The organism is Leyella lascolaii, assembly GCF_900079775.1.
Classification (GTDB): domain Bacteria; phylum Bacteroidota; class Bacteroidia; order Bacteroidales; family Bacteroidaceae; genus Prevotella; species Prevotella lascolaii.
The window spans coordinates 86459-108948 of sequence record NZ_LT556049.1; the positions used below are offsets into that span (position 1 = coordinate 86459).

The 22490-nt window shown below is 52.3% G+C and carries 18 protein-coding genes and 1 tRNA gene; 8 read left to right on the top strand and 11 right to left on the bottom strand.

The window, feature by feature from the left end; translation table 11 throughout:
• Positions 1-247: 247 nt before the first annotated feature.
• The 4 genes from BN4609_RS10690 (at position 248) to BN4609_RS10710 (ending at position 4551) form a co-directional block, all read left to right on the top strand.
• Entirely contained in the window at positions 248-949 is a 702-nt protein-coding gene (locus tag BN4609_RS10690) for a hypothetical protein (protein ID WP_164071651.1), read from the top strand.
• Between the two features lie 630 nt (positions 950-1579).
• Complete coding sequence (locus BN4609_RS10700; protein ID WP_068856670.1) at positions 1580-2257, top strand: hypothetical protein; 678 nt, start codon at positions 1580-1582, stop codon at positions 2255-2257.
• Between the two features lie 81 nt (positions 2258-2338).
• Positions 2339-3715 carry a bifunctional cytidylyltransferase/SDR family oxidoreductase gene (locus BN4609_RS10705; protein WP_021992690.1) on the top strand — a complete coding sequence of 459 codons (1377 nt, stop codon included), beginning with the start codon at positions 2339-2341 and terminating at the stop codon, positions 3713-3715.
• Between the two features lie 26 nt (positions 3716-3741).
• Positions 3742-4551 (top strand): LicD family protein, encoded by an 810-nt coding sequence (locus BN4609_RS10710; RefSeq protein ID WP_068856671.1) that lies wholly within the window; start codon positions 3742-3744, stop codon positions 4549-4551.
• Here BN4609_RS10710 and BN4609_RS10715 read toward each other — a convergent pair.
• Positions 4526-5365, bottom strand: coding sequence for an O-fucosyltransferase family protein (locus BN4609_RS10715; RefSeq protein WP_068856672.1), 840 nt, complete (start codon positions 5363-5365; stop codon positions 4526-4528). The two genes, BN4609_RS10710 and BN4609_RS10715, sit on opposite strands and share 26 nt — an antisense overlap.
• Positions 5366-5781: 416 nt before the next feature.
• On the opposite strand from BN4609_RS10715, the gene BN4609_RS10720 reads away from it, so the two are divergent.
• The 4 genes from BN4609_RS10720 to BN4609_RS10735 all read left to right on the top strand — a co-directional run bounded on the left by BN4609_RS10720 (position 5782) and on the right by BN4609_RS10735 (position 9852).
• A complete protein-coding gene (locus BN4609_RS10720) occupies positions 5782-6681 on the top strand; it encodes a class I SAM-dependent methyltransferase (protein WP_164071652.1) in 900 nt (299 codons plus the stop codon).
• Positions 6678-7616 (top strand): glycosyltransferase family 2 protein, encoded by a 939-nt coding sequence (locus BN4609_RS10725; protein WP_084791541.1) that lies wholly within the window; start codon positions 6678-6680, stop codon positions 7614-7616. Before BN4609_RS10720 ends, BN4609_RS10725 begins: the two co-directional genes overlap by 4 nt.
• Before the next feature lie 131 nt (positions 7617-7747).
• Positions 7748-8146 (top strand): energy transducer TonB, encoded by a 399-nt coding sequence (locus BN4609_RS10730; protein WP_021992696.1) that lies wholly within the window; start codon positions 7748-7750, stop codon positions 8144-8146.
• Positions 8143-9852 carry a tetratricopeptide repeat protein gene (locus BN4609_RS10735; protein WP_068856674.1) on the top strand — a complete coding sequence of 570 codons (1710 nt, stop codon included), beginning with the start codon at positions 8143-8145 and terminating at the stop codon, positions 9850-9852. Before BN4609_RS10730 ends, BN4609_RS10735 begins: the two co-directional genes overlap by 4 nt.
• Positions 9853-11282: 1430 nt before the next feature.
• Here BN4609_RS10735 and BN4609_RS10740 read toward each other — a convergent pair.
• The 10 genes from BN4609_RS10740 to pyrE form a co-directional block, all read right to left on the bottom strand.
• Complete coding sequence (locus tag BN4609_RS10740; protein WP_068856961.1) at positions 11283-11972, bottom strand: HAD family hydrolase; 690 nt, start codon at positions 11970-11972, stop codon at positions 11283-11285.
• Between the two features lie 79 nt (positions 11973-12051).
• Entirely contained in the window at positions 12052-13602 is a 1551-nt protein-coding gene (locus tag BN4609_RS10745) for a YifB family Mg chelatase-like AAA ATPase (protein ID WP_068856675.1), read from the bottom strand.
• Between the two features lie 11 nt (positions 13603-13613).
• On the bottom strand, positions 13614-14618 hold the full coding sequence (locus BN4609_RS10750; protein WP_068856676.1) for a DUF4369 domain-containing protein: 1005 nt from the start codon (positions 14616-14618) through the stop codon (positions 13614-13616).
• The gene (locus tag BN4609_RS10755; RefSeq protein ID WP_068856677.1) at positions 14619-16292 is read right to left on the bottom strand and encodes a tetratricopeptide repeat protein; all 1674 of its coding nucleotides are present in this window, start codon (positions 16290-16292) and stop codon (positions 14619-14621) included.
• A gap of 21 nt (positions 16293-16313) precedes the next feature.
• Positions 16314-16399, bottom strand: a tRNA-Leu gene (locus BN4609_RS10760).
• A gap of 417 nt (positions 16400-16816) precedes the next feature.
• A complete protein-coding gene (locus BN4609_RS10765) occupies positions 16817-18574 on the bottom strand; it encodes a hypothetical protein (protein WP_068856678.1) in 1758 nt (585 codons plus the stop codon).
• A 339-nt stretch (positions 18575-18913) separates the two neighbouring features.
• Entirely contained in the window at positions 18914-19486 is a 573-nt protein-coding gene (locus tag BN4609_RS10770; RefSeq protein WP_068856679.1) for a hypothetical protein, read from the bottom strand.
• Positions 19483-20820 (bottom strand): argininosuccinate lyase, encoded by a 1338-nt coding sequence (gene argH / locus BN4609_RS10775; RefSeq protein WP_068856962.1) that lies wholly within the window; start codon positions 20818-20820, stop codon positions 19483-19485. Before argH ends, BN4609_RS10770 begins: the two co-directional genes overlap by 4 nt.
• A gap of 41 nt (positions 20821-20861) precedes the next feature.
• Positions 20862-21275 carry an SRPBCC family protein gene (locus tag BN4609_RS10780; protein WP_068856680.1) on the bottom strand — a complete coding sequence of 138 codons (414 nt, stop codon included), beginning with the start codon at positions 21273-21275 and terminating at the stop codon, positions 20862-20864.
• A 55-nt stretch (positions 21276-21330) separates the two neighbouring features.
• Complete coding sequence (gene pyrE / locus BN4609_RS10785) at positions 21331-21963, bottom strand: orotate phosphoribosyltransferase (protein WP_021994308.1); 633 nt, start codon at positions 21961-21963, stop codon at positions 21331-21333.
• Positions 21964-22490 lie beyond the last annotated feature (527 nt).

Below are 22490 nucleotides of genomic sequence, written 5' to 3' on the forward strand. Positions count from 1 at the left end.
TTTCTATCAGCATATTCCCGTCAACAAATATTGGGCTTACCTTCTTGTGAGACGCAAAATTTTGCGTCTCTACTTTCTGCAAACAGCGCGACAAAACACACATCAATATCCTCCGCATACAGCACTTTTTCAGCCCTGCATGGTGCGGAATCGAAGTTTTTCCCTATATTTGCAGCATATTATCTGCACCCGTAAAAAACGCAGTACAAACCTATATCACACATAAACTATACAAAAACAATCTGCTATGATTAAGAAATTAATGCTCATCTTGCTGCTGCAAATATCCTTTGCATCATGTGTCTGCGCACAGAAAGTAATAGACTGGAGAGCCACACGGGACAGTGTGGCAAAGCATGCCGACAAGTTCCTTGAAGTGGAAGGCGTGAAACTGAGACCGGGTATGACAATGAAAAGAGCCTTGGAGATATTTGATGCAATCGGTTGGAAACCAGATCCGTTCTATGACGTTGAAGAAGATGACCTGCAATTGCATATTCTTTACGGAACATCCTTGGGCATAAAGAACTGCGCAATGTTCATAGCACCGACAGATAAAGACCGGAATATCGTAGGCATAATTGGCATAACCTATATTGAAAGCAATTCTTTTAAAAAACTGAAAGAAACGTATGACAAGGTGAAGAAGTCTCTATCTGAAAAGAATTATGCGCTCTCAAGCAGGGAATATTTTAAAGACAAGGAAACGGAAAACTCCAAATCAAACAAGAAAAAGCTTCAAGCACTGGCTCAAGATGAAGCTGTTTTTGAAACGACATTTACCGCTTCCGACAATCCTGACTACAATGTACTGGGATATGCCTCACTTTTCATAGAACGTTATAAGGACAAAACCGGTTCGTTCAATTCTGTTTCCGTGATATATTCAACGTCAGACAAATTTATAGAAGAGGTGGAGGACAATCCCGAATTTATGTTTCCAAGATAAAAACGACTCATATACAAAAACACAAAACAGCGTTGACTTGCGTACCAAGAGAAAGAGACACAAATATGACAGGACTTTTATCTGACACGCATATCGCACAAACATGCCCGGAAGACGCAACAAACACACTGACCGCCAGTATGTCTCCGTCAACGTAAATTGTCTCACCTTAATCGGGAGACGCAAAATCTTGCGTCTCTACTTTTAGGATACAGAGATATAAGACAGAAAGTTGCATCATTTCATTACAATGGCGACAGCCTGTAGAGACGCAAAATCTTGCGTCTCACGAGCAACGGACTCGATTTCTATCAGCACATTCCCGTCAACAAATATTGGGCTTACCTTCTCGTGAGACGCAAAATCTTGCGTCTCTACTTTATGCCAACAGCGCGACAAGACACCCGTCAATATCCGCCGCAAACAGCCATACCGCAACATACCATCATCCTCCCCGACATCCGCAACTTATTTTTCTTACCTCCGCAAACAGCACTTTTTCAGTCCTGCGGAGCACGGACTCGAAGTTTTTGAGTATATTTGCAGTATGTTATATGCACGCTGAAATCAAAGAGCAAACTCATGTTTCATCGGCATGTATCCCCTTTTCACCATATAATACTTACAACTATGGCACAGAAAATCTTATTTACGTTATTACTGCAATTAACCTTTGCAAATTCAGCATTTGCGCAATCAGACGAAGTGGGAGAATATCTTACACAGAACTCAAAAAGATTTCTCACCGTCAAAGGACTTGAATTAAAACCTGGACTGCTCATGGAAGACGCACTGAAAGCGTTTGAAGCCAAAGGATGGGAGCGATCCAAATACTTTGACCATTTTATAGAAAAGAACAATACTTATGTTTTAAATGGCACATTTTACAACCGCAGAGACTGCAAGATTTTTATTGTTCCTACTTCAAACAACAAGAATATTGTCGGAATAATTGGTATCAGTCTGCCCGAACAAGATACTTTTAAAGATTTGAAAAATCAATACGACGATCTGAAAGCAGCTCTCAGCGAGAAATATCATATGGTTTCATCAACGGAATCGTTTGATGATGAATCTATTGGAGAAGGAGCACTTGACGAGTTGAAACTTATGGCTATATCACGCGATGAAGCGAAATTCACGACTGAATTCCATTTGTCGGAAAACAAAGAAGATGATTTGTTAGGCTATATAAAATTGATTATCGGTCACATAAAGGTTAAAGATAATGATTATTTTAAAATTGTAATCCTATACTGTACCTATGATCATATAATGGACCAAATAAATGCAAGTGACGACTTATGATTTCCCACAAATAAAACAAACATACATCAGACTATCATACAGGATATCCAACATATTCATACATAAGATAAAGACATACATATGAAACAAAATATCGCCGTGATACTGGCAGGAGGGGTCGGCACGCGACTCGGAATGTCGACACCGAAACAGTTCTACAAGGTGGCGGGAAAGATGGTTGTGGAACACACCATCGACGTGTTCGAGCGCAACCCGAGGATTGACGAGATTGCAATAGTGTCGAACCCGATGCTCATTGCCGACTTCGAGAACATCGTGCTGCGCAACAAATGGCGCAAGGTGAAGAAGATACTCAAGGGCGGAAAGGAGCGTTACGACTCGAGCCTGTCGGCAATCAGGGCTTACGGACAGAGGGAGGTGAACCTCATCTTCCACGATGCGGTGCGCCCGTTGCTGAGCCAGCGCGTGCTCGACGACGTGATTGACGCGCTCGGGAAGTATGAGGCGATAGACGTGGCGGTGCCGTCGGCGGACACGATAATTGAGGTGGAGGGCGACTTCATCAGCAACATTCCCGACCGGTCGAGGCTCCGCCGAGGACAGACTCCGCAGGCTTTCGACATCAGAGTGATAAGAACAGCGTACGAACTGGCACTGAAAGACCCGGCGTTCCGCACGACGGACGACTGCGGAGTGGTGCGCCGCTACATGCCGCAGACACCGGTCTACGTGGTGAGGGGTGAGGAGAGCAACATGAAACTCACCTATAAGGAGGACACATACATGATGGACAAGCTCTTCCAACTGAAGAACACGGAGGTGGGAACGGCAATGCCCGACGCGCGGTTCTTTGAAGGCAAGGTGGCAGTGGTGTTCGGAGGAAGCTACGGAATAGGCTCCGACATCGTGCGGATGCTCGGCGAACGCGGCGCGAGGGTGTTCGCCTTCTCGCGCAGCATGGGCGGAGTGGACATCGGAGACAGGCAGTGTGTGGACAGCACTCTGAAGCGCGTGGCTGACGAGGCGGGCAGGATAGACTTCGTGATAAGCACCGCAGGCATACTGAACAAGGAACCGCTGGCGGCGATGGACTACTCCGTGATAGAGTCGGCTGTGCGCACCAACTACATGGGAACGGTGAACGTGGCTGTCGGGGCGTATCCTTATCTGAGGCAGTCGGGCGGACATCTCATCTTCTTCACGTCAAGCTCATACACCAGAGGACGCGCTTTCTACAGCATATACTCGTCAACCAAGGCTGCGATAGTGAACTTCGTGCAGGCTGTGGCACAGGAATGGGAGGGCGACGGAATAAAGATCAACTGCATAAACCCGGAACGTACGAAGACGCCAATGCGCGTGTCGAACTTCGGAACGGAGCCCGACGACACGCTCCTGAAGCCGGAGAAGGTTGCCGAAGCCACTCTGCGGACGCTCGCATCAGACTACACCGGACAGGTGGTGGACGTGAGACGCGCCGCGACAGACAACAGATGACTTACTGAGAATATCCATACGACAGAATGAAAAATACTTTTCTCGAGGAATACAAGCGCAGAACGCTGAGACAATGTCAGCTGAAACAACTCGGCATACTGGCGGAGATAGACCGCATATGCGGCAGACACGGCATACGTTACTGGCTCGACGGCGGCTCACTGCTGGGTGCCGTGCGTCACGGAGGGTTCATTCCGTGGGACGACGACATAGACATCGCAATGACTCTTGACGACCTTGAGCGGTTCAAGAAAGTGGCTCCGAAGGAGCTTCCGGCATCGCTGACGCTGCAGACCCCGCAGAGCGAGGACACGAAAGAGCCGATAGTGAAGGTGCGCGACCTCAATTCGTTCTTCGTGGAACCGGGAGATGACTTCTCCGCAGGATATGAGAAAGGGCTCTATGTGGACATTTTTCCCTTCATAGACTATCCCGACGTGTCACGCGGATTCGCAAAACGATATGGCAGAGGAATATCAAAGTGCTACTCGATACTGCGCCGTCCGCACCGTTACTCGCTGCGCTCGGCTGCCGAACTGCCGTGGTTTGCCGCGCAATACGCACTTTGCCGCATGGCGTGGAAGCTGGCTTTCGCATTCAGGAAGAAAGGAACTTACATGTCGAACACGCTCGTGAACAACGGCTACGGCATCATGCACCTGAAGAAAAGCATCTTCCCGCTCGGCACGATAACATTCGAGGGGCGCACGTTCAGCGCACCGCAAGACCCCGACGCCTACCTGCGCGACCTGTACAACGATTATATGCAGATACCGCCAAAAGAAAAACAGAAGATCCACTCGGTCTTCATCATGCCCGAACTGATAGGACAATAAGCTCGCTTCCTCCTATTGCCGACGCCATGGTGGAGAAGCTGCTGCCTGCCGAACCGTATATGCGACGGGTGAGCGAGAGCGTCCACATGTCGGTGAGTCCGCCTCGTATGCCCTCCGTGCTTCCGCGTGCTGCCGCGTCGGAAGGTGTTATGATGCGGTCGGCAAAGACGTCGCGCATCTGCCGTTTCACCCCTTCGCTGTCGGTGGCGAGGAATATGCGCAGGTCGGGATGGGCTTCCAGCTCGCGCCTACCCGCCTCTATGAAGAGCGAGGTGGGACTCTTCTCTATCGACTCGGCGTTGTCGGTGCGGCGAATGTGCATGCCTATCGTATAGCCGGAAAAACTCTCGCGGAACGTCTCCACGCGCTCCATAACCTCGTCAACAGGACGGAATATCTTCTTGTACAGGTCATTGTCGAATGTGCCGAACTCCTGATAGCAGCTCATGTAGCACCGTCTGCCGCGCAGCCATGCCTCAAAATCGAAGTCCGTCTGCTTCAAGGGAGTGACGAACTGCTCGTATATTCGGGCGTCAAAAACAACCTTCTGAAACGCCTTGGGTATCCAGAAGTTGCGCCGACGGGGACGGTCGTTGACGAGAAAATCAAGTCCCCGAGCCTCACGAAGGTCGAAAAGAGAACTGTCTACTGGTCTGAATATATCGCGGAACGGGGCATTCAACGCCCAGTCACGGAACCATACCACCTGCATCTTTCCCCCGACGGCATGGCACAGATTGTATGCCGACACCACGGCACGCATCCTGTTGGCAAGTCCGCCGGCAGGTATCAACATCAAACGGGTCTTGTTCATAACATTATAATGTATTGGCAAAGATAACGCAAACGAGCACAATGAGAGCTTGCTCTTGCATTGTCGAGTGCAGTTTTTATGAGACAAAGATAATGCAAACGAGCGAAAAGAAAGCTTGCTTTCACTTTCCCGAGTGCAGCTTATCTTATACAAAGATATTAAAATAACGCTCAATACGCCTCAAAAGTGCCGATTATTTCAAAACGGACAAGTATTTTAGAGCAATAATACTTATCTTTGCATAAGATATGCTGTATTCCGGAACAACAAAGCAAACTACATTTCCGGATGCAGCCACTGTCTTCCGACATTATATTACTGCACCGGTGTTGCCGGAACACACAGTCTCACGGCATGCCGCAAAGGCTTTGACACAACGGGACGGACCGGCTTCAGACTATCGTTTGACAATAAAGATGAACACAGAACAGAACACTACCACAAGATGGATGAACGGCATCGCCTACGAGGTCGCTTTCTGGAACAACGTGTACAGATGGAAATGGACCTTCGACGGAATGATGAACTGGTCGAAATACGGAGGAGTGATAACGCTCGAAGGGTTCGACGCAAACGCCTTCCTCATAAAGACGGACAACCCGAAAGTGCTCGACGTGGGATGCGGAATGAGCTACGCCACGGGCAACCACATCATGCGCGACGGACGGCTCATGCCGCTTGACATCCGTTACATTGACCCGCTTGCGGCTTACTTCAACAGAATAATGGCGCGCCACCGCCGCAAGCTGCCTGAGATAGAGTTCGGAATGGCTGAGTATCTGTCGGCTTTCTATCCGTCGCACGACATATCGCTCGTGGTGATACAGAACGCCCTCGACCACTCCGCCAACCCCATGAAAAGCATATACGAAAGCATCGACGTGCTGAAAAAAGGCGGATGCCTCTATCTTAACCATCACATAAACGAGGCGGAGACCGAACACTACAAGGGATTTCACCAATACAACATATGCCGCGAGGACGGAAAGCTGATAATATGGAACAAGAACGAGAGGCACGATGTGGCTGAACTCACAGCCGGATTCGCCGAGCTCACCGTAGGACTGACCGAGAACGGGCATGTGGCGGCAGTGATAAGAAAGACCGCCGACGTGCCGCAGAGTCTCATAGACGACAAGGGCGACAAGCGCGCGCTGTGCTCCCTGTTCATGGAGAACGCCAGAACAGCATCCTCGCCGTGGCACGGGCTGAAGAACAGCGCGGCTTACTGGAAATACAACATATTGCAGTTTTTCATCCAGAGTCTGCCGTGGGCACTGAAGATGAAGCTGAAAAAACTCATCAGACAGGCATGAGCCGGGCAATGACAAGCATCATAATACCTGTCTACAGGACGGCGGCGACACTCATGAGATGCGTGGAAAGCATAGTCGCACAGCAGGACGCGCGCTTCGAGATGATACTCGTAGACGACGGGTCGCCCGACCGCTGTCCGGCAATGTGCGACTCCCTGGCTGCCGCCGACAGCCGCATAAGGGTGATACACAAGCCGAACGGCGGACTGAGCAGCGCACGCAACGCAGGCATAGAGGCATCGCGCGGCGACCTGCTTATGTTCGTCGACTCCGACGACCACATAGCTCCCGGCACGCTCTCCGCCCTGAGCCGTCTCGCCGAAGAGCATCCCGAATATGACATCATAGAGTTTCCCATATGCCGCGAGATGCCTTCCGGCAGACAGGAGATGACGGATTTCGGGTGCCGCGAATACCGCGACATGGACGAGTACTGGCTCTCGTGCCGCGCCTACATGCACGCTTATGCCTGCAACAAAATATACCGCCGCGCGCTATTCGACGGCATCAGATACCCGGAAAACATGATTTTTGAGGACATACACACCCTGCCACTGCTCATGGAGAGGGCGGGCGTCATTGCCACTACCGACAAAGGAACCTACCACTACCGCTGGAACAGCGCGGGAATATCCAACAACGCCGGAGGAGAGGCATGGCGCACGCTGCTCGCCACTCACATCATGATGCTGCGGAAGACGCGCCGCCGCTCGGACGAATGGACCGGATACTACATGCATGTGCTCAACATCCAGATATACACAAGCGAACTGACAGGCGACCGCCCCACGCTCCCCACCGTGAGACAGGGCTTATGCCGGGTGGACAGACGATGGCGGCTGAAGGCCCTGCTGCTCTATGTGCTGGGCGTGGGAGGGCTTTGCCGCGCCAACAGAATGCTGCGGACGATTGCCGGACGCAGGCAGAAGGACTAAACAAGACTACACTGCGGCGACGGTGTGTAATATTGTGTAACGGATTGTTTGCTCCGTTTTGTTTTTTTATCCTATATTTGCAGCGTCCTTACAAGACAGAAACAAACAAACCTCTAAAAAACAAACGCATTATGAAAAGATTTCTTATGATGGCGGTTGCTGTGATGATGATGACACTTACGGCAAACGCACAGACAGCGAAAGAGCAAAAAGACAAGGTGTATGACGTATGCGAGGTACTTCCAGAATATCCCGGCGGCACAATCGCACTGATGAAGTTCCTGGGTGAAAACGTGGTATATCCGCCGGAGGCAGCGAAGCGCAAGGAGCAGGGACGGGTTCTTGTGGGATTCGTGGTTGAGAAAGACGGCTCGATATCCGATACGGAAATCCTCACACACGCCACTCCGGCACTCGACGAGGCTGCCGTGGCTACGGTGAAGAAGATGCCGCGCTGGAAGCCCGGAATGCAGGACGGAAAGAAGGTGAGAGTGAAATTCAGCGTACCGATAACATTCCGGCTGAAGTGAGAACCAACCGCACCGGCATACTGCACATACTCTGCGTCACGGTCATGCTCGCCGCCGCATGCTCACATCGCGCCTCCTACAACAGCACGATAGAGCAGGCGGAGGGCATGACCGACACCGATCCGCACGGCGCGCTCACGCTCATCTACGGACGGAAGGACAGTCTGTGCGCCGGTGCGGCGGACAGTGCGCTCTACGAACTGGTATACACAGAGGCGGTGCACGACCTTGGCGTGAAACTGAACGACGGAAGATATATCAGCAGCAGTGCGCAGTACTTCATGCAGGACGGTGACAGAAGGCGCAGGGCAAGGGCTCTCGTGCAGGCAGCACTCTGCATGTATGACAACCGCAACCTGCACGACGCCGTCATGCTCATGAAGAAGGCGGAGGACGTGGCGGACGGAGAGGACGACAGTTTCCTGCATTTCAGGATAGCCGCAGCACTTGCAATGATGAACAGGGAGACGGGAAACCGCACTCTGGTAATGAAATACCGCAGACGCGAACTGGACGCCGCACGCCGCTCGGGAAGCGAGAGGCACATGGCAAGGGCATGGAACGACATGGCGGCAGAATACAGAAGGACAGGCGACACCGACAGTTTCATGACATGCATGAACCGTTGTCTGCCGCTCACCTCAAAGGCTGCGCCTGAGGCACAGGCTCTCATACGCACCAACATGGGCTGCTACCACATGAACAGAGGCGACACCGCACGTGCCATGCAGCTCTTCACCATGGCTTACACCGCCTCGCCCGACCGCCTGGCGTCACTCATGCTGGGCGACATATACGCCACAAGAAACGACATGGACAGGGCTGTCGCCATGTGGTATGACGCAGCCGACTCATACACTGCCGCCATAAGCAAGAATGCTCTGAAGCGTCTCATAGCCAGATCATTGGCAGACGGCGACGGCAAGACACAGCTGTTCCTGAGCGAGAGACTCAACAGCGTGTACGACGGGGAGATATCCGCCGGTACGGCAAGCGAGCTGGTGAACCTCCAGAAAGACTACGACAGCATGCGCAGCGAACGGCTCCACCAGGAAAGAATCATGAAGATGGGAGGCGCGGCGGCACTGCTCGTCATGGTGATGGTGTGGTTCATCGTCTACCACAGGCGCAGGATGAGCCACTACGGGCGCGTGATAAACACTCAGAACCGACGGCTGAAGGAGATGAACGACGGATACACGCGCGACCTTGAGCACTACCGCGAACTGCGCCTGACGCTTGACGGACTGCAGAAGGAGCACGAGAAGTATGCCTCGCTCATAGAGGTGAAGACGCGGGAACTTGAAAAGATGCAGGCGCAGCTTGCCGAATATCAGAACGACAGACGCAAACCGGAGCAGTGGAACATGGAGGACAGACTGATAAACGCTGACTGTGTGTACGCCCTCCACCGCATGGCTTCCGCCGGGCGCGCGGCTGGGAAGCAAGACTGGGACGCGCTGCACGCACTCATAAACAGTCACGACAGCAGACTGGGCGAGCTGCTCGCCTCTCACAGCAACCTGTCTCCCACAGAGATAAACGTCATCATCCTCACGCGCCTGCGGTTCATCCCCACGGAGATAGCGGTGCTGACAGGCATGTCGTCGCAATCGGTCACCAACACGAGGGCGCGTCTGCTGACAAAAATGTTCGGCGTGAAAGGCGGAGCGAAGGATTTCGACGACCGCATACGGGGGATATAACCACTCCATATCATGATGCATTCCCAATCACCCCAAATCTCCGTCCGCCACCACCCTCCACCCCTTTTCCCGCACAATTACAACGGTGCCAGCCTGTAGAGACGCAAAATCTTGCGTCTCACGAGCAACAAATTCAATTTTCATCAGCATATTCCCGYCAATAAAAATTGGGCTTAMCTAAYCGTGAGACGCAAGATTTTGCGTCTCTACWTTTWGCCGACAGCAGCATAAAACAYAMATCCTCATCATGACATYACAACGGCGCCAGCCTGTAGAGACGCAAAATCTTGCGTCTCACGAGCAACAAATTCAATTTTCATCAGTATATTCCCGCCAATAAAATTGGGCTTAACTAACCGTGAGACGCAAGATTTTGCGTCTCTACTTTTTGCCGACAGCAGCATAAAACACAAATCCTCATCATGACATCACAATGGCGCCAGCCCTGTAGAGACGCAAAATCTTGCGTCTCACAAGCAACGAACTCGATTTCCATCAGCATATTCCCGCCAATAAAAATTGGACTTACATAACTGTGAGACGCAAAATTTTGCATCTCTACTTTTTGCCAACAGCGATATAAAACATATATACAAGCGGTATAAAACACATATCCGCATCATATAACCATCACGCCATCCCATAACCCCTACACCTGTTGCATATTTATACAAAACCATTACGACAACCGCATAATTATACATCTACACATCCGAAATACCGGTGTCAAAACGTGCGGACAGCCATCCGGACGCAAATACGCTGTTTTTGCGCTTTTTATGTAACACTCTATCACACAGCCGTTTACGTAAAATCAATAAACAACAGTGCCTTTTCCGATTTGCGGAAGAGCCTCTTTGACCCTGCGGAAGAGCCCGTTCGGCATGACGGAAAAGGCTCTTTCATGGCACGAAACAGCCTTTTCAGCAGCGCGGAGCAATCTCTTGCGTCGCTCTTCCCCACCCTTACACACAGGCGAAAAAAGCTATACGGTGACACCATAACGTGCGTTTCATGTGCGAACAGATATATATATCACGATAAAACACATATTTCGCAGAACATTACAGCAATTTAATCAACATATGGCATGCTTTCTGCTGCAAAGCGGCGACAGTAAGGACGACTTGGACAGACAAACAAATCGCCCTGTCATTTGTCTGATTCAAATTTTCAGAGGATATTTTTCAGAGACTTCATTTTTGCATAATTATGCAAAAACGGGCACACTTTCAAACCCGAATCAGTCGTCAGACTTCCATTCTTATTTAGTACTTCTGTCAGCCGGATTGTATTCGGCTTTATCGAAGATGTGACGGGCTACACCGGGAAAAAGCGGAATACAAGATGACGGCAACAGTGCGGAAAAAGGCTGAAGAGCTGACAATATACATCAAATGTACAATAAGCGTTCTAATGACCGAATCGTGTTAAAGCAGCCCCGGCAGTTGGCTGATGCTTGTTATACGCTCAAGGCGGTCATGGGAGAACTCGTCCGCATGCTCATATTTCCACGTCACGTGGAACGGCACGTACACCGCAGAGGCACCGATAGAAAGCATCGGCATGATGTCGCTCTTAAAAGAGTTGCCCACCATGAGCAGTCTGTGCGGCTCCACACGCAGCGTGCGGCACAACGACAGGCACGCCGCCTTGCTCTTGTCCGCCACAATCTCCACATGAGAGAAGTATTGCGACAGTCCCGAACGCATCAGCTTGCCACGCTGGTCGTGCAGTTCGCCCTTTGTGAAGAGCACGAGCCGGTAGCCGCGAAGGGCTTCGAGAGCGTCGCGCACTCCCGGAAGAGGAGTGGCAGGAAGGCGAAGCAGCGACTTGCCGAGGTCTATTATGCGAGCCACGTCGGCTGCGGATATGCGGTAGCCGCTGAGCTTCAGGGCGTTCTCCACGAGCGAGATGGTGAACGCCTTGCCCCCGTATCCGAGCAGAGGCATATTGGCTGACTCCACTGCAAAGAGTTCGTCAGACACCGTTGTGGCGTCGGCGTAAGGCTCAAGTATGCCGCAGTAGCGTCTCTCTGCGTCGGCGAAGTGCGACTGGCAGTCCCAGAGCGTGTCGTCGGCATCGAATGCTATGACGCTTATGTTGTCGAATTTTCCCATTGTAGAATGTCTTTCAGTGAAACGGTGCCTGCGCTTCCATACAACGGCAGGAAGCATGCCGCATCATCAGACGCGCTTTTCAGTTGAGTCCTCTCTCCGCCCAGTCGCCCCGGTCGAGGTTGCGGTATGAGATGGCTTCGGCGAGATGTTCCGGCATGACACGCTCGCTCGCGGCAAGGTCGGCAATGGTGCGCGCCACCTTCAGTATGCGGTTGTATGCCCGTGCCGACAGACTCAGACGCTCCATGGCGGTGCGCAGGAGTGCCACACCCTCGGTGTCGGGCTCGGCGAAGCTGTGTATCATGCGCTCGGACATCTGCGCGTTGCAGTGCACTCCCTTGTAGGGGCGGAACCGTTCCTCCTGTATGCGTCGCGCGGCGATGACCCGCTCGCGTATGGCAGAGCTCGGCTCGCCCTGCGCTGTCTTCGATATGTCCTTGAAAGGAACAGGCGTTATCTCCGTCTGTATGTCTATTCGGTCGAGCAGCGGACCCGATATTTTGCTCATATACCGCTGTATCTGTCCTGGCGTACACACACAATGGTGCGTCGGGTCGCCGTAATATCCGCACGGACAGGGGTTCATCGAGGCGACGAACATGAACGAGCATGGGAACTCCGTGGTGTATTTGGCGCGCGAGATGGTTATCTTGTGGTCTTCCAAAGGCTGCCTGAGCACCTCGAGCGTGGACTTGTTGAACTCGGGAAGTTCGTCGGCGAATAGCACGCCATTGTGCGCAAGGGATATCTCTCCGGGCTGTGGATTGACTCCGCCTCCCACAAGCGCCACCTCGGAGATGGTGTGGTGGGGAGCGCGGAACGGACGCTGCGAGATGAGCGAAGTGCCCCTGCCGAGCTTTCCCGCGACGCTGTGTATCTGCGTGGTCTCAAGACTCTCGCTGAGCGAGAGGGGCGGGAGGATGGACGGCAGACGCTTTGCCATCATGGACTTGCCGCTGCCCGGCGGACCTATCATTATCATGTTGTGCCCTCCGGCGGCTGCCACCTCGAGCGCGCGCTTCACGTTCTCCTGTCCACGGACGTCGGCGAAGTCGAGCTCAAACTTGTATTGCTGCTCGTAGAACTCGCGGCGCGTGTCGATGACAGTGGGCTCGGGACGTTCCTTTCCGGTGAGGAAGGCTATGACGTCGCGTATGTTCTCCATGCCGTATACCTCGAGATTGTTCACCACGGCTGCCTCGCGCACGTTCTGCTTGGGAACGATCAGTCCCTTGAACTTCTCGGCGCGGGCGCGTATGGCGACGGGAAGCACTCCCTTGGCAGGCTGGAGACTGCCGTCGAGACTCAGCTCGCCTACCATCATATAGCTATCGAGCCCGTCGGAAACGATGCTTCCCGCCGCTGCCAGGATGGCTATGGCGAGAGGCAGGTCGAAACTGCTGCCTTCCTTGCGAAGGTCGGCAGGAGCCATGTTGACGGTGACGTCGGCACGCGGAAACTTGTATCCGTTATACTGAAGGGCGGACGCTATGCGGTCCCGTCCTTCGCGTACGGCAGCGTCACCGAGACCGGTGAAGTGATACATCACCCCACGGTTGAGATTCACCTCGATGGTAACAGTCGTGACATCAAGTCCGTTCACGGCTGCACAATATGTTTTTACGAGCATCAGTATATGGTTTATTGTGTCTTTCCGGGCGTCAGCTGCTTCTTCAGCTCTTCCATGTTGAGGTTGCGTGCCACCACACGTCCGTTCTTCACAACGATGTTGTCGGGTATGTAACTGAACGCGAGCGTTCTGAAAAGGCGGCTGTTCAGCATTTCTCCGTCGCACACCACGTCGCAGTCGAACATGTTGTTCGTCACGGTGCGGCGGCAGTCGTCTATGGACGCATCGGCACATATGCTAACCAGGGTGAAGTCCGCCTCTCCGTTCTTCTTCATGAGCGACAGCTGCCTAAGCACGTTTATACTCTCATAACTCCACGAAGCCCATGCGCAGACAACGGCTGTCGGAGTGGCGGAAAGGCTTGCGGCGGTTATTGTCTTGCCGTCGATGGTCTTTGCGGAGAATGACGGAACCGCCATGCCTGTCTTCGAGCTGCCGCGCCCTTTTATCTGCCGCTGCAGCTGGCGGAGATATCCGTATTTGGTCTGATGCTTCAGCATGAGGGTTATAAGACTGTCGGCAACGGCAAGGTCAGGACTCTGCGACTGGATGAAATAGCGTCTTACAAGATATGAGCCGACCATCGAAGCAGGGTGGTCGAGGATGAACTGCCGCGCGTATTTCCTTGCCTCGGGCGGGGATGCGGACGCCACCTGCTCCCGGAAAGAGTTCATCAGTTTGTTGTCGTCCGTCCCTTTCACTTCCATTTCCTTCAGATTGGACGCGCTTCCCCTTATTTCCACGGTCTTTCCAGGCTCCGCGAACACCGGCTGTTCGGTGAAGTTGGGGAATATTATCATAAGAGTCATCGGACGGCGGCACGGCACCTCGTAGCTGAAACGGCCCGCCTCGACCTTTATAGTGTCGAGTTTGCCGTTGTCGCCGTCGGGCGTGTATACATAAAACTCACCCTGGTTGAGGTGGAGCAGACGACCGTCGATCTTGAAATGACTATCGTCGGTCGAGCACGACACCATAACCAGGGTGAGCAGAAATAAATATATGAGTTTTCTCATTTACTTCAGTATGGACAGTTCCAGGTCGTTGTCAGCATACGCCTTCAACGAAGGATCTTTCTGAAGAGCCTCTTTCAGATAAGAGGATGTGGCGAACTTGTTTGCCTGACGTGCTGCGACGATGGCGTGCAGATAGGCAGTCATGCCGTTCTGTGCGGGCACCTTGTCGAGCGTTGCGGCTGCTGCGGCGTAGTTCTTGTTAAGAATCTGTGCGAGCGCGGCACTGTTTGTGTTCACGTCACCGAAGTCTTTCTCAGCCTGGGCATAGTTGCCTTTTGCTATGTTGAGCACACCGAGAGCATACGATACGTTCTCAGAACCGGCAGCCTTAGCTATGTCTGTCTCCGCCTCAGCCACGTTTCCGTTGATGAGGTAGATAAGTCCGCGGTTGGCATAAGCCTCAGCCGCGTTACTGTCTATGCGCAGAGCTTTCTCTATATAAGACGCTGCCGCATCCTTCTCACCCTTTGCCAGGCTCAGGGAAGCGAGGTTGTTGTAAGCCCGGTAGTCGCGGTCGTAAAGCTCGGCTGTCTTCTTGTATATCTCCTCTTTCTTTACGTTGTCGTCCACAAGAGTAGCCGCGTAGAGCAGTTCGTCCGCACTCAGTTTCGTGGGATCTTCCGCATACTGCTGCTGTATCTGCTCGTCGCTGCGGCCGATTGTCTCATAATTGATGATCAGACGTGCGCGGCGGAGCTCCGGCAGGATGCCGTCGGCGAGCTCGCGGAACACAGCCGACATGTTGCGGATCTGCTGTTCGCGCTCCTCCGGGTCTTTATACATTGACAGAACACGCAGAACGACTTCCTTGTCCTGAAGGTCTGAAGCCTGAACAAGCTTCTGGAAGCCTTCCCAGTCCTGTGCTGTGTAGTGCGCGTCGATACCTGTGCTCACGTTTGTTTTCTTGAGTTGCTCCTTCACGTAGCCCTCAGACACGTTCTGACGCTTGTAAGCCAGCTTGTCGTTGAACTTCACGCCGCCCTCCGGTGAAGCGTATGCCTGCACCTCGACATTCTGTATGTTCAGTCCCTCACGGTCGTCGTTGATCTTCTTCAGCATTCTGACGAACTCAGTGACAGAGTTGTTCTTCAGCTCGCTCTTGCGCAGGTTAGCCTGATTGATAAGGAACTTGATGTTGGCTTCCTGCTTCTTTTCCCTTACGCGCTGGAACGAGTCGGGAGCTATGCAGCCACCGTCGGTGAGGATGGTTTTCCTGTACAGTTCCGAAGTAGAGATTACTCCGGTAGCCACTTTCACTGCCGGCACATCATACTTCTTATTTCCCTTGCGCGCGTCGAAAGTGAGATACAGCTCGCTCTGCTGCATTTCAGGCACATAGTCGAAGCTGGTCTTCATCGTATAACGGCCACCAAGACGGTATGAAATGGTCTGGTTGTTGCCCATGACCTTCTCTCCCTGGAACGTGGCACTCTCTCCTTTGGCAACCTGTCCGTTAGCGTAGCGCAGCTCGGGAGTAACAGTTACGGTTGCCTTTTTCTTCATATACTTTTCAGGAAACATTCCGCTTATGGTTGCCGGAACCTCTCCTGCCTGTGATTCAAGCGGATTCGGTGTCACTGTAAAGTTGTCGGCTGACAGTGGACCCATCTTTGAGCATGACGCGAAAACAAGAACGGAGCATGCCGAAAGGGTATAAATAAGTTTCTTCTGCATAGTTGTAGTTTTTAGAATAAGTGCCGCGAGCGGGACTCGAACCCGCACAGCCATTTCTGGCCAAGGGATTTTAAGTCCCTCGTGTCTACCAATTCCACCATTGCGGCATCGTCTTTGCAATATCAGCCGGTCCTCTTACAGACTGTCACGGCATACATACCTTATTGTAGTACGTAAACCGTCACATGTGGCTTCAATACATATTGCAGATGCAAAGTTAAGGCATTAAATCATAACATCCAAAACAATTTACACTATTTAATACTTTGTTTCCATGCTGAAACAGTGATTGCATACCGCCGCAGAATAAGACGCCGCAGACAGCATGCCGACTATTATGCTTCCGGACTGCCATCTGCGGTTCTCATCTTACCGTTACTCAAACAGAGACATTAGCCCTATGCCTCCATCATTTCACCTTATTATATATATACACATACTTTATCCATTATATACACATTCTTTACTTATGATATACAAAGCCACATTATATTATATATAACATCGTCTGCCGACACGCCATGTCAATTCGCGCCCAGTTCGCTGAGCCGCTGGTCACACGTGCGTATCACCTCTTCGGTGCTCTGTATCACACTTTTCAGATAAGCCGAGTCAGGGTCTTTCACCTGCTGCGCCTTGTATTTTGCGAGCTGGTTTACGGCATTGTTGCGTCGCGACTGCCACTCGGCAATCCTTGACGAGTCCTTTGACGACGATCCGGACGATGACGACACGCTCGCTCCGGTGCCTATATTGTAGGTCGAGGCAGACCGTGTGGTCTTCGCCGTACTCTTCGTTCCCGTGACGGCATTCACCGCACCCTGCACAAATGCGGACAGTATTCCGCCCCAGAATGCCGCGTTCTGCTGACGCTTCAGCTCCTGCTGGCGTTTCAGTTCGGCAGCCTGCGCCGCCTGACGTTGCTGGTATACCTTCATAGCAGCCTCATAACGTGCCACATATTTTGGAATACTGTCGAGATTACTTGCCGTATATCGGAGATAATCTTCCGCGCTTTCAAGATAAGTAGAATCCTCTCCCTGTATGTAAGAATCCAACAAACTCGTTGTTGTATTAAATTGTTTTGTTGCAAGTTCTATGTCAAAGGAGTATTCTTTAATAAGAAAACTATAATCAGGTTTTTTCTCTATGATATATGAAATAGTGTTCATATTATCAATATTATCATTTGCTTTATTGTACAAAGACAATGCAGTGAAGAACTTCGCCCATGGTTTTTCCACACCTTCATGAGCATAGAAGTCAATCACTTTGTCATACTCACGCTTCTCATAATACTCTTCACCTTTATCGCGGAATCTTGGTTCAGAGTTCATTTCCGGAGTATAAGCCACATATTCACTCATTTCCGTTTTCTTAACTTCCCAATTATTTTCGAACTTATCAAAACGCACACTGTTGAAAACAGGAGGAACGGAATACTCGTCATGCCCGATCATGACGCCGCCTTCTTTAAGCAGACCAGCATCATAAGTATAATATACACACCAGTTACATTCCTCACCATACTTCTTGACAAACGATTCCACATTGAAATAAGGAGCAAACATCCTCACAGTTAATGCCCCATACGGTATAATCTCTTTTCCCGACTGAGAAAGCAAGCCCTTTTTGCCATCGTCATCTGCTGATATATAATTTTCCGCAAACACATCATCAATTTCCACTCTTTCCGCCCCGATAAAGAAATATCCCGGAACATACACCCGTTTATCGGTCATGATGCTGTCGCGCAGCACCGTTCCGTTCAGGTCGTATATGCGGCTCGGCGTTCCCTTGGCATATATGACGGCAGGCTCAGCGTCATGATATACAGCCACAGAGTCGCCGGTACGCTCCATCTGATTGTCGTACACATAGTCCACACCCTTGTCTATGGCGTCACAGAAGAGGAAGCTTGAGTATTGCGTCGGCACTATGAACTTGCCTGACATGTCAGCAATGCCGTTCCTGTCATGTCCGTTGTTCACGATGAAAACATCCTTTCCGTCGCTCAGCCTGTCCTTTACGATGCTGTAGTATACGGCGGGCAGGATGACCTTTCCCTCCATGTCGGCGCGCCCCACAAGCTTGCTCTTCGACATGAGGAGCATATAGTACGTGCCGTCAGGGTCCTGTCTTATCTCCACACGTTTGAGTTTTAGCGACTTCTTCAGCTCTTTCATCTTGTCCTTGTGAGCCTTCTCAAGGTCCTTCAGAGTCTGAGCCGGTGCGGCGGCACACACCGCCAGCAGCAGGAAATGAATAAAAAATCTGGTCATATCTTATATGTCTGAAAAATTATCTGTCCCGAAACGACCGTCCGCCATCGCCTCACAGCCGGACCGGCACGCGCCAGACGATTGCGTGAACAGCCTGACTACCGCGTTTGCAGATGCAGTGTCATGACGGCTGACAAAGATGCGGAGTGAAGAAAAGATAATAACATAATTGCCCGTCCGCACACATATACCGTATGCAAAGGTAGGAAAACGCAGCCGTAACCGCAACAGGCACAGCTGCGACAAGTGTCCGGAACGAGGCTTACCGTGTCCGGACGGTAAGAAATGATGCCTTAACGGCATGTTTTCATGGTAAGTTATAAGAAATAAAAACCGCCGTCAGTTGGTCACCGCTACCACTCCTGACGGACTGTACGTGGCGTGATAGCGCGTCAGCGGACTGCCTTTGTCACCCTTGACGATGTTTCCGCCGGTGTTCATGTTGTACTCGCGGTGACACGTGCCGCACGTCGCGATGCCTGTGGACGCCACACTCAGCGGATGGCTTCTCACCGGAACCATGTTCGGATTGAAGCAATTGGGGCACTCGGCGTCGTAGGCATAGAACACCGGAGGGATGTCCAGATTGCCGTAACCGAACCATATGGCGTTGTTCATGCCAAGGAGCACCGACACGCGCTCATCCTCGGCGGTGAATATCACGTCGTCTGTCATGTTCTGGTTTGTGGTGAACCTGTAATGCCGCGCGCCTCCCTTTATCACCGTCGTCACCTTGCAGAAGATGCCCGTTCCGCCCACCGCGCTGCCCAGCGCAGCCGAATGGGCGTGTGTGGCGGTGTTGAATACGAATCGGCACGGATATGTGCTGTACTCCGACATGGTGTCACCGCACGACGCCGGCAAAAGCGCCATCATCACGGCACACACTGTTGACGTCACTCCCTTTCTCATTTCAGCAACTCCTTTTCGGCTTCCTCGGCACGGCTGAAGCCGAAACCGTCGTACACACTCTTCATAAGCTCCGCTATACGGTCATTGCACAGGTTGCCCATGCTGCCCTCGTGCGTATGGCATATATTGCGGTCGGCGCGGTAGGTTCCGTTCTCTATCTCCATGCCCACCTTGCGGTAAGCGTCGCGGAAAGGCATTCCCGCGGCGGCGAGGCGGTTCACCTCCTCCACGGAGAACATCGGGTCGTACATCGGATTGTCCAGAATGTTGCGGTTCACCTCCATCTTGCTGATGATGTACGCCGCCATCCGCAGACAGTCCTTCAACTCTCCGAAAGCCGGGAGGAACACCTCCTTTATTATCTGAAGGTCGCGGAAGTATCCCACTGGCAGGTTGTTCATGATGAGCGTTATCTGCTCCGGCAGAGCCTGAAGCTTGTTGCACTTCGCCCGTATCAGCTCGAACACGTCGGGATTCTTCTTGTGCGGCATGATGCTGCTGCCCGTAGTGCATTCCTTTGGCAGCCTTATGAAGCCGAAGTTCTGGCAGTTGAACAGGCATGCGTCGAACGCCATCTTGGCGAGGGTGCCTGCCACCGACGCCATGGCGAACGCCACGTTGCGCTCCGTCTTGCCGCGTCCCATCTGCGCGTATACCACGTTGTAGTCCATCGAGGCGAACCCCAGCAGGCGCGTCGTCATCTCCCTGTCGAGCGGAAACGACGAGCCGTAGCCTGCGGCAGAGCCGAGAGGGTTGCGGTTTGCCATGCGGTAGGCAGCCTGAAGAAAGAGCATGTCGTCGGCGAGAGACTCCGCATAGGCTCCGAACCACAGCCCGAACGAGCTGGGCATGGCTATCTGCAGATGGGTGTAACCAGGCATAAGGACGTCCTTGAACTGCCCGCTCTTCTCCTGAAGCTCGCCGAAGAGCGTCATCACCCCGTCGGCTATCTCGCGCAGCTCGTGGCGTATGAAGAGCTTCAGGTCAACGAGCACCTGGTCGTTGCGCGACCTTCCGCTGTGTATCTTCTTGCCCATGTCGCCCAGACGCCGCGTGAGCAGCAGCTCCACTTGTGAGTGCACGTCCTCCACCCCGTCCTCTATCACGAATCTGCCTTCCGTGCAGTCGCGGTAGATATTCCTTAGTTCGGCGAGCAGGGCGTCCAGTTCGTCCTTCTCCATGAGTCCTATCGACTGTAGCATCTTTATGTGCGCCATCGACCCGAGCACGTCGTAGCGTGCCAGATAAATGTCGAGTTCGCGGTCGCGTCCCACGGTGAAGCGTTCTATCTCGGCGTTCACCTCAAAGTTCTTTTCCCAAAGTTTTGTAGCCATCTGTCCTCTTTCTTTCTCCGGCATGCCCGCCGGTGGTGTTGTTATTCGTAGTTTATAGCCTGCAACACGTCGGCAATCTTCTCTATGCCCTGTTGCAGCGGTTTCTGCACCATACCCTTTATGAAGGGGTTAAGCTCCGCCTTTATGGTTATCTTCATCTTGCACGACGTTTCCGTTACGGGCAGAATCTGTATCCAAAGGTTGAAAGGCACGGGGCTCGACTCCGTTCCGAACTTGATGCACTTGGGCTCCTCGCGGTCCACTATGCGCAGCCTCACGTTTCCGGCTGGCGGCACGCTTACCGATATCGAGTCGTTGTCGAAGGTCAGATCCTTTATCTTGTCCTCCGGTATGCGGTTCTTCACTCTCTCTATGTTCTCGAGGTTGCTCAGCATGTCATACACCTTCTTCTGCGGGAAGAGTATCTGGCGTATGCTGCTTTCGAATGTTGTCATCGACATGATATGTGTGTTTTTATGTTCATTTGTTGCCTTGCAGGCGCGGAGCCGGTCACTTGCGCCACTCCGACGGGTTCTTGCGCCACTCCGCCAGCACCTCCACGTCGCTCTCGGCGATGTAGCCCGTAGCCACAGCCTCAGCCACCACGTGGTCGTAGTCGGTCAGAGTCTCCAGTCTCACCCCTGCTTCCGCGAACGCCTCTGCGGCGACGGGGAAGCCGTAGGTGTATGAAGCCACCATGCCCACAACCTCATATCCTGCCTCGCGCAGCGCAGCCACAGCCTTCAGACTGCTTCCTCCGGTGGAGATGAGGTCCTCCACCACAACCACCTTCGAGCCTTTCTCCAGCTCGCCCTCTATGAGGTTGCCCATGCCGTGGTCCTTTGCCTTGCTGCGCACATAGACGAAGGGGAGGTTCAGCTCGTCAGCCACGAGCGCGCCCTGTGCTATCGCTCCCGTAGCCACACCTGCCACAGCCTCAGCCTCGGGGAAGTGTTCGAGGACGGCGTGCACCAGCTCGAGCTTCACGAAGTTGCGCAGTCCGGGATAAGACAGCGTCTTGCGGTTGTCGCAATAGAACGGTGATTTCCAGCCCGAAGCCCATGTGAAGGGGTCGTTCGGCTGTAACTTTATAGCCTTGACGTTAAGCAGTTTCGACGCGAAGTCTTTCTTCAAAGTGTCCATGATGTATGTTTTTTAATTATTGTCTTTATTGGATGCAAAGTTAAACTAATTAGACCGAAAGTCAAAATAAAACACCGCGACATTAAAAAATATTTACAAAACGGTTGCCGCCCCGTCTCTCCTTCAGTGAGCCGGAGACCGCCGCGCGACGCCGCCTACCCCGTTCCCTTCCACCATAAAGCCGCCTCCGGAGCGCGTCCTCATGCCTCCCATGCTGGCAAAAAGCCCCTTCCGGCATGCAGGAGAGCCTTTGTCATGAGGCGGAAAAGCCTTTTCCGTGGTGCCGGAAAGCCTCTTTGGCAGCGCGGAAGAGCACGTTCCACACCTCCGCCGCTACCATATCGCATCACAACATATTGTATATCAACAAATTATACCATTTTCTCAAAACTGCGTTATTCGCGTTCCGACACGCGTTCGGGCGCAAAACGGTGAGTATAAAAGACGTATGCCGGTAAAATATTTTGACAAAACGGCATTTTCAGACTGTATGTCACGCATGACGGATATAAAACTTCATTATCATC